General features: G+C 45.6%; 13 protein-coding genes. All 13 read right to left on the reverse strand.

The annotated features are described in order from the left end of the window. Positions 1-2: 2 nt before the first annotated feature. Positions 3-866 (reverse strand): class II fructose-1,6-bisphosphate aldolase, encoded by an 864-nt coding sequence (gene fba, locus JKM87_RS07600; RefSeq protein WP_202079669.1) that lies wholly within the window; start codon positions 864-866, stop codon positions 3-5. A gap of 22 nt (positions 867-888) precedes the next feature. Next, a complete protein-coding gene (gene kce / locus JKM87_RS07605) occupies positions 889-1,707 on the reverse strand; it encodes a 3-keto-5-aminohexanoate cleavage enzyme (protein WP_202079671.1) in 819 nt (272 codons plus the stop codon). Beyond that, the gene (gene kal / locus JKM87_RS07610) at positions 1,700-2,107 is read right to left on the reverse strand and encodes a 3-aminobutyryl-CoA ammonia lyase (RefSeq protein ID WP_202079673.1); all 408 of its coding nucleotides are present in this window, start codon (positions 2,105-2,107) and stop codon (positions 1,700-1,702) included. The genes kce and kal overlap by 8 nt, the downstream gene beginning before the upstream one ends. An 11-nt stretch (positions 2,108-2,118) precedes the next feature. Beyond that, on the reverse strand, positions 2,119-2,493 hold the full coding sequence (locus JKM87_RS07615) for a response regulator (RefSeq protein WP_202079675.1): 375 nt from the start codon (positions 2,491-2,493) through the stop codon (positions 2,119-2,121). Positions 2,494-2,627: 134 nt separating this feature from the next. Continuing rightward, positions 2,628-4,235 (reverse strand): CTP synthase, encoded by a 1,608-nt coding sequence (locus tag JKM87_RS07620; protein WP_202079677.1) that lies wholly within the window; start codon positions 4,233-4,235, stop codon positions 2,628-2,630. 276 nt (positions 4,236-4,511) lie between these two features. Further along, a complete protein-coding gene (gene rpoE, locus JKM87_RS07625; RefSeq protein WP_202079679.1) occupies positions 4,512-5,033 on the reverse strand; it encodes a DNA-directed RNA polymerase subunit delta in 522 nt (173 codons plus the stop codon). 111 nt (positions 5,034-5,144) lie between these two features. After that, on the reverse strand, positions 5,145-8,528 hold the full coding sequence (locus JKM87_RS07630; protein WP_202079681.1) for a methylmalonyl-CoA mutase family protein: 3,384 nt from the start codon (positions 8,526-8,528) through the stop codon (positions 5,145-5,147). Then, complete coding sequence (locus tag JKM87_RS07635) at positions 8,503-9,168, reverse strand: TetR family transcriptional regulator (RefSeq protein ID WP_202079683.1); 666 nt, start codon at positions 9,166-9,168, stop codon at positions 8,503-8,505. Before JKM87_RS07635 ends, JKM87_RS07630 begins: the two co-directional genes overlap by 26 nt. 17 nt (positions 9,169-9,185) lie before the next feature. Continuing rightward, the gene (gene meaB, locus JKM87_RS07640; protein ID WP_419761840.1) at positions 9,186-10,172 is read right to left on the reverse strand and encodes a methylmalonyl Co-A mutase-associated GTPase MeaB; all 987 of its coding nucleotides are present in this window, start codon (positions 10,170-10,172) and stop codon (positions 9,186-9,188) included. Positions 10,173-10,320: 148 nt separating this feature from the next. Further along, positions 10,321-11,463: an acyl-CoA dehydrogenase gene (locus JKM87_RS07645; protein ID WP_202079685.1), complete on the reverse strand. Its 1,143-nt coding sequence runs from the start codon at positions 11,461-11,463 to the stop codon at positions 10,321-10,323. An 87-nt stretch (positions 11,464-11,550) separates the two neighbouring features. Then, entirely contained in the window at positions 11,551-12,684 is a 1,134-nt protein-coding gene (locus JKM87_RS07650; protein WP_202079687.1) for an acyl-CoA dehydrogenase, read from the reverse strand. 54 nt (positions 12,685-12,738) lie between these two features. Further along, a complete protein-coding gene (locus JKM87_RS07655; RefSeq protein ID WP_202079689.1) occupies positions 12,739-13,593 on the reverse strand; it encodes a 3-hydroxybutyryl-CoA dehydrogenase in 855 nt (284 codons plus the stop codon). 110 nt (positions 13,594-13,703) lie between these two features. After that, entirely contained in the window at positions 13,704-14,888 is a 1,185-nt protein-coding gene (locus JKM87_RS07660; protein WP_202079691.1) for an acetyl-CoA C-acetyltransferase, read from the reverse strand. Position 14,889 lies beyond the last annotated feature (1 nt).

The following is a 14,889-nucleotide window of genomic DNA, read 5'->3' on the forward strand; positions in this document are numbered from 1 at the left end:
ATTTAGGCTTTGTTGCTGGAGCCAAACTCACGCATCTTAGAAATAACCGTCTCCTTGATGCTGTCTCTCGCTGGCCCTAGATACTTACGTGGGTCATATAATTCAGGTTTCTCATCTAGAACTTGGCGTACAGTCTTAGCAGAAGAGATTTGGTTTTCTGTATTCACATTGATTTTCGCTGTACCTAAGGAGATCGCATGTTGAATGTCTTTTGTCGGAATCCCGGTCCCTCCATGTAGCACAAGTGGTACCCCTGTGAGCTTTTGAACTTCTTCCATGCGGTCAAACCCTAAGTTAGGTTCTCCTTTATAAGGACCGTGAACAGATCCTAAAGCTGGTGCGAAGCAGTCGACGTTCGTTTCACGTACGAGTTGTTCACATTCTGATGGTATAGCGTACGCTGCCTCAGCGTCTTCCACGACGAGGTCATCTTCTTGACCACCGATTCTGCCAAGCTCAGCTTCAACGGATACCCCAAGAATATGGGCTACTTCAACAACTTTTTTAGTTAAAGCAATATTTTCTTCTAGCGGATAGTGAGAACCGTCAATCATAACGGATGTGAATCCAGCATGAATCGCTTTTACACAACTCTCAAAAGATGAACCGTGATCGAGGTGTATCGCAACGGGTACATCAACTTCATAATGATCCATAAGCTCTTGAACCATGGATACAACAAACTTAAAGCCACCCATATAGCGCGCAGCACCTTCACTTACACCCAGAATGACCGGTGAGTTTTCCTCTTGTGCTGCTTGCAGAATCGCTTGTGTAAATTCAAGGTTGTTTAAATTGAATTGTCCCACAGCATATTGACCTTCTACTGCTGTGTTTAACATGTCTCGCATTGAAACTAATGGCATAATCTCCACCCTTTCCACTTTTTTATATCTGTTTTAGATTTAACAGCTGTCTGGCTTCCACAGGTGTGGCTACTTCTCTCCCAACTTCTTTAGCAAAGCGGACGACGCGTTCGACTAACTGAGCGTTCGAATCCGCGAGAACGCCTTTTTGAAAATAAATATTATCTTCAAACCCAACCCTCACATGTCCGCCCATGAGTAGTGCATGAAGGGCCATGGGAAGTTGGTGTCGCCCTATCCCAGCGACCGTCCATGTCGCTCCTTGGGGTAAGTTCTGTACCAATGCAAGGAGATTATGTATAGTCGCGGGTATACCGCCTGGTACGCCCATGACGAAATCAAAATGGGCATGCCCTTCAACTATTCCATCTCTCAATAAGTGCAAGGCATTGTTTATCATTCCCATTTCAAAGATTTCGAATTCAGGCTGGACTTTTTCTCTTATCATCGTCTCAGCCAATGTCTTGATATCTTCAGGTGTATTCATGAAAACACCTGAACCAAAATTAACCGTTCCGGTGGTGAGCGTGGCCATTTCAGGCTGAAGTAATAGAGGCTGCATACGTTCTTGTAGTGTCATCCCGACAGCGCCACCCGTAGAAACTTGTACTATTATATCACATCGTTTGCGGATATGATGATATATTTGCGCATAGCGTTCCCTGTCCTGTGTCGGTGTCCCATCATCAAGCCTTGCATGAATATGGGCTATAGAGGCGCCAGCGTGGTAAGCTTTCACTACCTCATCAGCCACTTCTTCAGGTGTATAGGGAATATTTGGATGATGCTCACGTGTCACTTCAGCACCATTGACAGCAGCTGTGATGATGAGTTTATCCATCCGTTTGGCCTCTCGTTTTTTGTTGTTTGTCTTTTGGAACAACGCACGTACCAGAAGCCTGGCATACTAAGATGGGGGTAGATAGTACAGTAGCAGCAGAGGGAGATTGCGGGTCACGACTGCCTTCAATCACTTTATACGCTTCAAATGTTATTTTGCGCGAAGTGTTGCCGACTTTCACAATACTCCCTTTTGCTTCTACATAATCACCGGCATATACAGGCGCTGTGAATTCTACGTTGTCATAAGCCACAAATAGACCTTCGTCCCCATCATGTCTGATGAGTAATTCTGTTGCCACATCTCCAAAAAGGGACAGCATTCTAGCTCCATCCACTAATTCTCCACCGTAATGGGCGTCTGCTTGGGACATACGTAAACGAATCATCACGTCGCTCATATCGCCTCTCCTCACTTTGGCACGGATGCCAGGTAATCTCCGACCATCTGCCTTAATTCATCAATATCAAACGGCTTTGTGAAATGCGTTAATGCACCGAGTTGCATCGCTTCTTGGATGAGGTCTAGTTCACCATATGCTGTAATCATAATCACCTGAACCTCTTGGTTATAAGCTTTGATTCGTCTTAATATTTCAAGTCCATCCATTCCCGGTATTTTCATATCTAGGATGACAAGGTCTGGCTCATTTTTTTCAACAAGTTCTAAGGCTTGTTTACCATTTGCAGCTTGAAATGTCTGATAGCCTTCTTTGCGAAAGACTTCGTCAAGTAATACACGTATTCCATACTGGTCATCAACAATGAGGATTTTGTTACTATCCAAGACCTTAAACACCTTCCTTTTAAGATGACATAATCTGACCTATTAGGTTAGATTCGCTAGATGTCAGCATATTCCTCTTAAATAACTAAAAATTCTTCGTTATTAGAGGGGTTGGGAAAGTGTTGTGACGGGAATTACACCAGTTGATTCACTTGGACTGATGCTTTCACAAATTCTCTAAACAATGGCTGTGCTCGGTTCGGCCTTGACGTAAACTCAGGATGGAACTGACTCGCAACGAACCATGGATGGTCTTGAAGCTCAATAATTTCTACTAGGCGCCCGTCAGGCGATGTCCCAGAGAAGATAAAGCCTTGGTCTTCCATTTTAGCTCGGTATTCATTGTTAAATTCGTAACGATGGCGATGACGCTCATAGATGAGTTCATCCTGATAAGCTTCGTAAGCCTTTGTCCCTTGTGCGATTTTACAAGGATACAGACCGAGTCTCATCGTGCCACCTAAATCCTCGACATCCTTCTGCTCAGGTAACAGGTCAATCACAGGATAACGTGTTTCAGGTTGTATCTCTGAGCTATTGGCCCCTTGATAATCCAGAACATGTCTTGCAAATTCTATACACGCGACCTGCATGCCTAGACAGATACCGAGGAATGGGATTTTATGCTCACGAGCAAATTGTACCGTGTCAATTTTCCCTTCTACACCTCGGTCACCGAAGCCGCCTGGTACCAAGATACCGTCAACGTCTTCTAGTGCCTCTTTCACATTTTCTTTGTTAATCTCTTCTGCGTTCACCCAGCGTATGTTCACTTCTGTATCATTGGCAATGCCAGCATGGTATAACGCCTCTGCCACAGATAAATAGGCATCCTGTAATTCAACGTACTTACCGACGAGGGCAATTGTCGTTTTGCGCTTCAAGTGCTTTACATCTTCGACTAGCTTACGCCACTCTGTCATGTCAGGCTGGGGCGCTTTGATGTTCATATGGTTTAGAACGTAGTCATCGAAACCTTGAGATTGTAACAATAAAGGGACTTCATAGAGAGTTTCTACGTCCGTGGATTCAATGACGCCCTGTTGCTCAATGTCACAGAACAACGCGAGCTTTTCTTTCATCTCTTCTGAAATTTGGTGCTCCGTACGACACACCACCACGTTCGGTTGAATCCCTAGGCTACGAAGCTCTTTAACACTATGTTGTGTCGGCTTTGTCTTCAGTTCCCCCGCAGCACGAATATACGGGATGAGCGTCACGTGAATGTACATGACATTCTCTCGCCCTATGTCACTTTTAATTTGTCTAATCGCTTCTATAAAAGGAAGGCTTTCGATATCCCCCACAGTGCCTCCAATCTCCGTAATAACAACATCAGCTTGAGTTTCTTTACCGGCGCGGAAAACACGGTCTTTGATTTCATTAGTGATGTGTGGAATAACCTGCACGGTCCCACCGAGATAGTCACCACGTCTTTCTTTGGTGATGACACTAGAATATATTTTCCCCGTCGTCACATTACTGTTTGCACTGAGGTTAATGTCAATGAAACGTTCATAGTGCCCAAGGTCTAAATCTGTCTCAGCACCGTCATTTGTCACAAAGACTTCTCCGTGCTGATAAGGACTCATTGTACCTGGGTCCACGTTAATATAAGGGTCAAACTTTTGGATGGTCACATTTAAACCACGGTTCTTCAACAAACGACCCAATGAGGCCGCTATAATTCCTTTTCCGATAGAGGAGACCACTCCTCCAGTTACAAAAATATACTTTGCCATATCGATTACCCCTCTTTCATTCCTAGTTTGGCGCAAATTTTAAAAACCATGATAAAAATATGAAAGTCTCCAAAATACAAAAAAGCAAAAGTGGCACTTATCCCAAGTAAAGGGGGCACTTTTGCTCAATGCTTGCGTTTTAACTTGTATTTAAATTTATATCTTCATCTGCATTAATCTTTTCGATTAATTTCTAAAGCCCAAAAAAAATTTTACCCCTTGAACATGAAAGTGTCAAGGGGCATTGCAATGCTTTAAGCAGAGTAACCTCGGAAATCACTCTTTTTCCGTGTCCTCCTCGTTATCGTCAATAGCTAAATCCTCTTCTTCATCTTCTTCTAGATCTTCATCTAAGTCTTCGACATCTTCAATACCCTCTAAATCTTCTTCGAAATCGTCAGCTAAATCACCAACGTCTTCAATCTCTTCTTCTATTTCTTGAATACCTTCTACATCTTCTTCTAGGAACTCGTCATCCGCCTTTTTCTTCTTTTTCTTCTTTTTCTTTGTTTCTGTAATGACGATTTCTTCAGCCTGTTCAACAGGATACCAACTGCGTAAACCCCATACATTATCACCCACAGGTTTAAAGCGACCGTCTATGTTAATTTCTGTATATAGACGTGTCATGGCAATCGCCTTATCCCCACCTTTGAAACCTTTCATTTCAACAATTTCTTCTAAGATTTCTAGGTATGGTTTTGGTTCTTTATTGTTTTCCTTTAAGATATGATACGCGATGTCCACCATAGACATTTCAGAAAGGGTTTCTCGATCAAGTTCATGGATACTACTCACACCAGCACTTCCCTTCTACTCTACTTCTTCCTATCCATTATAGACTGATCTAGAAAAAATATGCTAGCCCTATTTTTACAGTCTATCTGACAAAATTTCGTCTTTATATCCTTACATATTTCGGCGATATTGTCCACCAACTTCATACAGTGCCTGTGTGATTTGACCCAAACTGGCCACCTTGACCGTTTCCATTAACTGGGCAAAGACATTTCCGCCACCTCTTGCCGTCTCTTTCAGGCGATCGAGCGCTTGTTCAGCTTCACCCTGATGTTGTGTCTGGAACGCTTGTAGGTTTTGGATTTGCGTGTCTTTTTCTTCCTTGGTCGCCCTTGCAAGTTCCATTTCAAAAGACGTCTCTTCTGGTGGATGAGGATTCGTATAAGTGTTCACACCAATGATTGGCAGCTCACCTGAGTGTTTTTTCGTTTCGTAGTATAGAGATTCTTCCTGAATTTTGCCACGTTGATATTGCGTTTCCATGGAACCGAGCACACCACCACGATCACTAATTCGCATAAACTCTGCCAGCACGGCCTCTTCTACTAAGTCAGTCAGTTCTTCAATAATAAAGGACCCTTGTAAAGCGTTTTCATTTTTGGCCAGCCCGAGTTCTTTGGTAATAATCATCTGGATCGCCATCGCTCGGCGAACGGATTCTTCTGTCGGTGTCGTAATCGCTTCATCGTAAGCGTTCGTGTGTAGTGAGTTACAATTATCGTAGATGGCCATAAGGGCTTGGAGTGTTGTACGAATATCATTAAAGTCTATTTCTTGTGCGTGTAGGGATCGTCCTGAGGTTTGGATGTGATATTTCAACTTCTGACTTCTTTGGTTCGCTTTATACTTGTGTTTCATCACGGTCGCCCATATTCGCCGTGCCACTCTACCGATAACAGAGTATTCAGGGTCAAGGCCGTTACTGAAAAAGAAAGAGAGGTTCGGGGCAAAGTCATTAATGTCCATGCCTCGGCTCAAGTAATACTCTACATAAGTGAAACCGTTGGCTAAAGTGAAGGCCAGTTGCGTTATCGGATTGGCACCCGCTTCTGCGATATGGTAACCAGATATACTGACAGAGTAATAGTTTCTCACTTTATGATCAATAAAGTACTGTTGAATATCGCCCATCATTCTTAGGGCGAATTCGGTAGAAAAGATACATGTGTTTTGGCCTTGGTCTTCTTTTAAAATATCAGCTTGAACGGTGCCTCGTACAGTGCTTAAGGCGTAGGCCTTGAGCTGCTCACGTTCTTCCTCATTCGGCTCGCGACCTTCTTTTTCAGTGAAATACTTCACCTGTTGATCAATCGCTGTGTTCATGAACATCGCTAAGATAATCGGAGCTGGACCGTTAATGGTCATTGATACACTCGTACTTGGATCACATAAATCAAAACCAGCGTATAACTTTTTCATGTCCTCAAGCGTGCAGATGCTCACGCCACTTTCGCCAACTTTTCCATAGATATCTGGGCGGTAGTCTGGGTCTTCTCCGTATAGTGTGACACTATCAAATGCCGTGGAAAGTCGTTTGGCTGGGTCTTCTTTGGACAAATAGTGAAAGCGTTTATTCGTTCGTTCAGGTGTACCTTCACCCGCAAATTGACGTTTGGGGTCTTCACCTTTACGCTTGAACGGGAATACACCAGCTGTATAAGGAAATTCCCCCGGTACGTTCTCTGTGAGTATCCACTCTAGTATATCGCCCCAATCTTGGTATTTAGGCAGGGATATCTTCGGAATCTTAGTCCCAGACAAGGACGTCGTATATAACTCTGTCACGATCTCTTTATCTCGGATCTGAGTGACATATTGCTCCTGTCTGTAAGCTTCCTTAACCTCAGGCCACTGATCTAGCTTCTTTTTACATTCGGGGTGTAGTTGCGCTTCTAACTCTTTTTCAAGTTGTGTCAACACCCTTGATGTCTCTTCCATGTGGTTCGTCTTAGCTCCCGTATCACGATCTGTTAGGGTTTCTGAAGTCGTGCTACTTAAATCCAAATGGAGGAGGTCGTGTGAATCTTCTGTATTCTCATGCTGCTCCTCTAACGCTCGTTTCGCTCCTTGGACTTGATACAATTTTCTAGCGATGGCTGCTTGTTCTCGAGCAAAGGTTTTATAGGCGTGCACTGTCTGCACGATTTCGCCTAGGTACTGCCTTCTCTCTCCTGGAATGATGACGTTCTTCTCTGTCACTGGATTCAGTGCACTTTGTTGTATCGGCCACGCCTGCTTTAATTTCTCATTGACTGTATCCATTATGGCAAAGAATAATTGGTTTGTTCCTGGGTCATTAAATTGACTCGCGATCGTCCCGTATACAGGTAATGTCGATTCCTCACGATCAAAAAGCATACGACTTCGTTGGTACTGCTTGCGAACGTCACGCAAGGCATCCGCAGACCCTTTGCGATCGAACTTGTTAATGGCAATGATATCTGCAAAATCAATCATGTCGATTTTCTCTAACTGTGAAGGTGCACCAAACTCACTGGTCATGACATACATTGATAAGTCACATAACTCTACAATCTCAGCGTCCCCTTGCCCGATGCCACTCGTTTCTACAATGATAAAGTCATAACCCGCTGCCTTTACGACCTGAATGGCATCTTCTAACGCCGCACTTAACTCTGTCTTAGATGAACGCGTAGCGAGACTGCGCATATAGACGTTCGGATGATGGATGGCGTTCATACGTATACGGTCTCCTAACAAGGCGCCTCCCGTTTTCTGTTTGGACGGATCGATAGAGATGATCGCCAGCGTACGTTCCGGAAACTGTTGAGTATAACGGCGTACAAGCTCGTCTGTGAGGGAGCTTTTCCCCGCTCCACCCGTCCCCGTAATACCCAGAATGGGCGTCGTTCCCTCTTGTTGTTTCGCCTTTTCTCTTATGGCTTCTATCGCACTGGCCATCTCCTGCATCTGCTGCGCTTCCTTCTGTTCCACCCAATCCTCTGCGACAGTAATTAATCTGGCCACCATCTCGGGGTGGTGTACATCTAGTTTGTCTAGTGTCACTTCGCCTTGTTGCACGGTTGGAAAGTCACAAAGCTCTAACATTTGGTTAATCATACCCTGTAAACCGTACTGACGTCCGTCTTCAGGTGAAAAGATCCTCGTGATGCCGTATTCATGCAGCTCTTTGATCTCTGGAGGAACGATGACCCCCCCACCGCCTCCAAAGATCTTAATATGGCTTGCTCCTCTTTCGCGAAGCAAATCATACATATATTTAAAATATTCAATATGTCCCCCTTGATAGGAACTGATGGCAATCCCTTGCACATCCTCTTGTATCGCTGCCGTCACCACCTCATCTACTGAGCGGTTATGGCCTAGGTGAATCACTTCTGCACCAGACGCCTGAATGATACGTCGCATCACGTTAATCGAGGCGTCATGCCCGTCAAACAAACTAGACGCCGTGACAAACCTCAGCTTATGCTTCGGCATGTAAACTTCAGGATGGACTTGTTGAGCCAACATTGCTCGCCTCCTTTTTACTTCTAATTTGGTTCATGATGAGCGATGTCTGCTTTTCGATAAATTCCTCTAACGTAAACGCCTTGGCCAACGCCCATCTTCTGAATACCCACATCTCGGCTAGAACCATGATGTTATGTGCCATCAGCTTGACTTCCTTAGGATCGAGTTGAATGCTCCCATCATCAATACCCTTCTGTAACACTTGCTCAAATATATTGGTGATATCGACCTCTTTGTTTAACACGTAGGAGAGTGTGTCCTGTGGTAAAGATTTGGCTTCTTGATAGATTAGCAGGACGCGGTCTTGCATGTCATTCATCACTTGGAAAAAGTGTTGAATCGCTGCTTGCAGGGAGTCAATGCCTTGCTCCTCCTCTTGGATGGCCTGCTGAATACGATCTTCTAGCTCTTGGTGAATCGCATCACAAACAAGGTAGAGTACATCTTCCTTTGATTCAATATATTCATACAGGGTGCCAATGCTGAATCCAGCTTTTGAAGCAATTTCTCTTGTTGTTGTTTTATGAAAGCCTTTTTCTATGAAAAGAGATACGGCTGCTTCGATCATTTGCTCTCTTCTTCTTTTGACTAGTTTTTGATCTTTTACGAGTGATGGAATTGGCTTCTTTCCTTTCGCCACTTAAACTCCCCCTTCCTCTACTCTCTGATAGTCTGTTCTGTCTCCCTGGCCGGGCCATCATCCGACGAAAACCATTGCTTAAACAATGCGGTGGCGATATGATAAGGGTTATTTTTACCGTTTCTAGCCTGTTGCAACATCCTTTTCATCTCATCTTCAGCTAGACGTTCACGCATAAAAAGAGAGAGCTGATGCTGTATGGTCTCGTGTACTTCACGCACCAACCGGTCCTGTTTTCTCTTCTCTCCCTCTCCTGACGAACGGAGATAGTTTTGGTGTGCCTGCACCTCATCCCATAGCTCCGCGACACCTTCGTTCTTGGTACTCACTGACTGCACAATGGGAGGTCGCCACGTATGATCATGCTTCACTAAATCTAGCATGTGCTCTATCTCAGCAACCAGTTTAGAAGCACCCGGTATATCCGCTTTATTAATGACATAAACATCGGCAATCTCCATAATGCCGGCCTTAAACGCTTGAACCGTATCCCCACCATTGGGTGTTAGCACAACCATGGTGGTATCAGCTACATTCATAATATCGAGTTCCGTTTGGCCTACACCGACCGTTTCAATGAGAATAACATCTTTCCCGAAAGCGTCTACAGCGTGGACGGCTTCCTTTGTTGCTCTGGCCAGCCCTCCTAAGCTACCCCGGGTACTCATGCTGCGAATGAATACCTGTGGATCAACATAATGCTGTGACATGCGTACTCGATCGCCTAACAAGGCACCGCCAGTAAAAGGACTGGTCGGGTCAACGGCAATGATGCCGACACTAAGCCCTTGTTGACGAAGGAGGTGAATCAATCGATTAACCAGTGAGCTTTTACCAGCTCCAGGTGCACCAGTGATACCGACCTTAATGGCACGATCTTTGTACGGATGTAATGCTTCGAGAAGCTGCAAGCGACTGGGGTGATCATTTTCAATGTGGGAGATGGCACGGGCGAGGGCACGAACGTCGCCTTTTAATAATCTTTGAATCAATGCATCCATCATGCTTTCACTCCTGTAGAGTTAGACTTGCTTTGACCCTATTATACCGTCCGTGCTAGCCTTTATGTTGAATTTTTCAACTTCTTTGTTTGCGATGTGTATAATGGACTCTTCTCGCTTTTTCTTTTGAGTCCTTGCTCATCTGTGCTGCCTACTCTGATAATAAGTATTTAGAAATCACAAGTCTTTGAATCTCATTCGTGCCTTCATAGATTTGCGTAATTTTGGCATCTCTCATAAACCGTTCTACCGGATATTCCCTCGTGTATCCGTACCCACCAAAGACCTGGACGGCGTTGGTTGTGACCTCCATGGCAATATCCCCTGCGTATAGCTTACTCATGGCGGACGCTTTGCCGTATGGCAGACCTTCGCTTTCTAACCAAGCGGCTTGATAAGTGAGTAGTCGTGCAGCCTCGACCTGCGTCGCCATATCTGCGAGCATAAATTGCAAGGCTTGCTGGTCGGCTATCGGCTTCCCAAACTGCTTACGCTCTTTGGCATAAGCGAGGGCATGGTCTAATGCTCCCTGTGCAATCCCGACTGCTTGAGCAGAAATACCATTCCGACCACCATCCAAAGTCATCATGGCCACTTTAAACCCGTCGCCTTCTTCCCCTAATCTGTTCTCCACCGGTACTTTCACATTGTCAAAGATAATCTCCAAAGTTGGTGATGAGCGAATACCTAGCTTTTTTTCTTTTTTACCCATGCGAAAACCTTCCATTCCCTTTTCTAGAATGAAAGCACTGATGCCTTTATGTTTCTTCTCTGGGTTGGTCATGGCGAACACAATGTAGATATCCGCCTCACCTGCGTTAGTAATAAAGATTTTGTTACCATTGAGGATATAATGATCGCCTTCTCTGACGGCCGTTGTTTTCATTGCGGCAGCGTCCGACCCAGAGCCTGGTTCAGTTAGCCCGTATGCTCCAATCTTCTGACCTTCTGCTAATGGCCGTAGGTAGGTCTGCTTTTGCTCTTTGTTACCGAATTGGTGCAATGGCCAACTGGCGAGTGAGACATGGGCCGACAGTGTGACCCCAGTTGAGGCACATACTCTCGATAGTTCTTCCACAGCAATGACATAACTCAGGTAGTCTGAACCAATCCCACCGTATTGTTCATCCCACGGTATTCCTGTTAATCCCAACTCTGCCATCTGATCAAATATCGCGCGATCAAATCGTTCTTCTTCATCTCTTTCTGTCGCAGTCGGTGCCACTTCATTTTCGGCGAAGTCCCTGACCATTTTGCGTATCATTTGATGCTCTTCTGATAATTGAAAGTTCATTGTCCTCTCCCCTTATCTGGCTAATCTAGTGGGTTCTGATATCCATCACACAAGTGCCTTCATAGACACAAATGACCATGATGCTTGTTACAAGTGTTTGCTAATGACCATTCGTTGAATTTGGTTTGTGCCTTCATAGATTTGTGTAATCTTAGCGTCTCGGAAAAGGCGTTCAACAGGATACTCTTTGGTATAGCCGTATCCCCCAAAGACTTGAATGGCTTCCGTTGTCACATTCATCGCTGTATCTGAGGCGAAACGCTTGGCCATTGACGCTTCCATTCCGCATGAATCCCCTTCGGTTCTGAGGTATGCGGCACGGTATGTCAATAATTTAGCCGCTTCAGCTTGGGTGGCCATATCCGCTAGCTTAAAGGCAACGCCTTGTTGTTTGCCGATCGACCTCCCAAATTGTTGCCGCTCTTGCGCATAAGCGGTAGAGAGGTCTAAGGCGTGTTCGGCAATACCTAGTGCCTGAGCGGCAATACCGATACGCCCCACATCTAAATTGGCCATGGCGATCGTAAAGCCCTCGCCTTCTTCTCCTAAACGATTCTCTACGGGGACTTTCATATTTTCTAAAATGAGCTCAGAGGTGTTAGAACCGTTCAAGCCCATCTTCTTTTCTTTTTTACCAACGGTTAACCCCTCGAACCCTTTTTCCACTATAAACGCCGTGATGCCTTTTACGCCTTTATCGGGATCGGTCACAGCAAAGGTGATGTATATATCAGCTTCACCTGCGTTTGTGATAAAAACCTTAGATCCGTTTAGGATATAATAGTCCCCTTGACGCTCTGCGGTTGTCTTTAAATTAGATGCGTCTGACCCCGCTTGTGGTTCTGTTAAGGCAAAAGCGCCCAAATATGTACCCGAGGCCAGCTTGGGAACAAACCGTTGCTTCTGCTCCTCCGTGCCAAAGTATAGGATAGGATTAGTTCCGACTGACGTGTGAACAGATAATATCACGCCTATAGTGGCACTCACCTTAGAGAGCTCATGTATGGTAATAATGTAAGATGTGAAGTCTGCACCAACACCTCCCCATCGCTCAGGGACGGGTATGCCCATCAGCCCCAGCTCACCCATACGGTTGACGATGTCTCGTGGGAATGCGTCCGTTTCGTCCATCTCTGCAACAATCGGTTCTATTTCTTTTTGGGCAAAATCACGAACCATTTTTCTCATCATGTCCTGCTCTTCTGTCCACCTGAAGTCCATGGTGCTCCTCCTCTTCCTCCGTACAACTCATCTACCTGCGAGTTGCTTCAAGTATTAAGTGTCATAAACATAGAAACCTCGGCCCGTTTTACGTCCTAACCATCCAGCCTTTACATATTTGCGTAAAAGGGGACATGGGCGGTACTTATCATCACCGAAGCCTTCATGTAGAGTTTCCATAATATAGAGACACGTATCTAAGCCAATAAAGTCCGCCAAGGTTAGCGGTCCCATAGGGTGGTTCATCCCCAGCTGCATCACTTTATCGACGTCTTCAGGAGAAGCAACCCCCTCATAAACCGTGTAAATAGCCTCATTAATCATGGGCATAAGGACACGATTAGAAACAAAGCCTGGGAAGTCGTTCACTTCAACAGGGGTTTTGTTCAGTTGCTTCGCAAGGTCATATACGGCATCAGACACCTCATCACTCGTCGCCAAACCGCGAATCACCTCTACCAATTTCATCACTGGTACCGGATTCATAAAATGCATCCCGATGACCTTATCCGCTCGCTTCGTGGTGGCGGCAATCTCCGTGATCGGTAAAGAAGACGTATTGGTGGCTAGAATAGCGTGGGGCGGGGCGAGGTCATCTAGTCTAGCAAAAACGTTCTTCTTCACCTCCATGTTCTCAACAGCCGCTTCAATCACGATATCTGCCTCCTTGGCTGAAGCGATCTCGGTCGATGGTTTGATCCGAAGCATAGTGGCTTCTTTTTGCTCCTCGTCAATCTTGCCTTTATCCACTTGTTTGGCTAAGTTTTGTTCTATTTTTTGAATCCCGCGATTAACAAAATTGTCCTTTAAGTCTTGTAAAATGACGTCTTTACCGGCTTGGGCCATGACCTGGGCTATTCCAGATCCCATCTGACCAGCACCAATCACCATGACTTTATCTATCTTCATACTTTGACCTCCTTTTTTCATGTGTCTGCCGTTTTTGGTAATGTCCGTGGGGTAAGGGGGTAGAAGGAGTTAAGCATGACAATCCTTACCCACGGAGGCATACCAATAGATTATCCATCCACTCGCACGAGGATCGCATCTCCTTGAGCTGCGCCACTACAGATGGCGGCAACACCTAATCCTCCACCTCGACGTTGCAGCTCATAGATTAAAGTCATCAAAATCCGTGCACCGCTAGCCCCGATAGGATGCCCGAGGGCGATGGCACCCCCATTAACATTCAGCTTTTCATGTGGGATATTGGCGATGTCTGCACTCGTGAGTGTCACAGCAGCAAAAGCCTCGTTAATTTCAAATAAATCTATTTGGTCGACCGTATAACCTGTCTGGGATAGTAGTTTTTGAATGGCGAGTGCTGGGGTTTTAGCCAGATATGGCGCCTCTTCCCCAACAGCGGCATGACCTTCAATAAACGCTAGTGGTTTTTTCCCTTCCTGTTGGGCACGTTCAGCAGACATGAGTAAGAACGCCCCTGCCCCATCGTTTACGCCCGGGGCATTCCCTGCTGTAACAGACCCATTTGACGTGAATACAGGAGGGAGCTTCGCTAGTTTCTCAACACTCGTGTCCCTACGTGGGGCTTCATCTTTGTTGACCTCCACGGGCTCTCCTTTCCTTTGGGGAACGGAAACGGAGACAATTTCATCGTCTAGTACACCCTTATCAATAGCCTCAACCGCACGCTGGTGACTGCGATACGCCCACTCATCTTGCGCTTCTCTTGAAACTTGAAATTCTTCAGCCACGTTGCTGCCGTGTACAGCCATATGCACCTGATCAAAGGCACAGGTGAGGCCATCATGAATCATAAGATCCTTCACTTTTTGGTCACCCATGCGTAGTCCCCAGCGTGCTTTGGGCAGCAAGTATGGCGCATTACTCATGCTTTCCATGCCTCCCGCCGCGATCACCGTCGCATCTCCTGCACGGATAATTTGATCCGCTAAAGTCACGGCTCGCAAGCCAGAAGCACACACTTTATTAATGGTTTCACTTAAGACTTCCCAGTCATAACCAGCTTTACGCGCCGCTTGTCTTGAGGGGATTTGCCCAGCTCCACCCTGAAGCACCATCCCCATGATCACTTGTTCTACCTCTGTTTGTGGCATGTCTGCGCGTCGGGCCACTTCTTGTAATGTCGTTGCGCCGAGATCAACAGCGGGCACATCCTTGAATGCGCTACCAAATCTACCAAAAGGGGTCCTTGCTGCACTCACAATCACTGTTTTTGTCATG

Origin of the sequence: Caldalkalibacillus salinus, assembly GCF_016745835.1 — a bacterium.
GTDB lineage: Bacteria > Bacillota > Bacilli > Caldalkalibacillales > JCM-10596 > Caldalkalibacillus_A > Caldalkalibacillus_A salinus.

Excerpts from the sequence above, each read along its gene's own strand:
- fba (WP_202079669.1), bottom strand. The coding sequence starts at position 866 with ATGCCATTAGTTTCAATGCGAGACATGTTAAACACAGCAGTAGAAGGT.
- kce (WP_202079671.1), bottom strand. The coding sequence starts at position 1,707 with ATGGATAAACTCATCATCACAGCTGCTGTCAATGGTGCTGAAGTGACA.
- kal (WP_202079673.1), bottom strand. The coding sequence starts at position 2,107 with ATGAGCGACGTGATGATTCGTTTACGTATGTCCCAAGCAGACGCCCAT.
- JKM87_RS07620 (WP_202079677.1), bottom strand. The coding sequence starts at position 4,235 with ATGGCAAAGTATATTTTTGTAACTGGAGGAGTGGTCTCCTCTATCGGA.
- JKM87_RS07630 (WP_202079681.1), bottom strand. The coding sequence starts at position 8,528 with ATGTTGGCTCAACAAGTCCATCCTGAAGTTTACATGCCGAAGCATAAG.
- meaB (WP_419761840.1), bottom strand. The coding sequence starts at position 10,172 with ATGATGGATGCATTGATTCAAAGATTATTAAAAGGCGACGTTCGTGCC.
- JKM87_RS07645 (WP_202079685.1), bottom strand. The coding sequence starts at position 11,463 with ATGAACTTTCAATTATCAGAAGAGCATCAAATGATACGCAAAATGGTC.
- JKM87_RS07650 (WP_202079687.1), bottom strand. The coding sequence starts at position 12,684 with ATGGACTTCAGGTGGACAGAAGAGCAGGACATGATGAGAAAAATGGTT.
- JKM87_RS07655 (WP_202079689.1), bottom strand. The coding sequence starts at position 13,593 with ATGAAGATAGATAAAGTCATGGTGATTGGTGCTGGTCAGATGGGATCT.
- JKM87_RS07660 (WP_202079691.1), bottom strand. The coding sequence starts at position 14,888 with ATGACAAAAACAGTGATTGTGAGTGCAGCAAGGACCCCTTTTGGTAGA.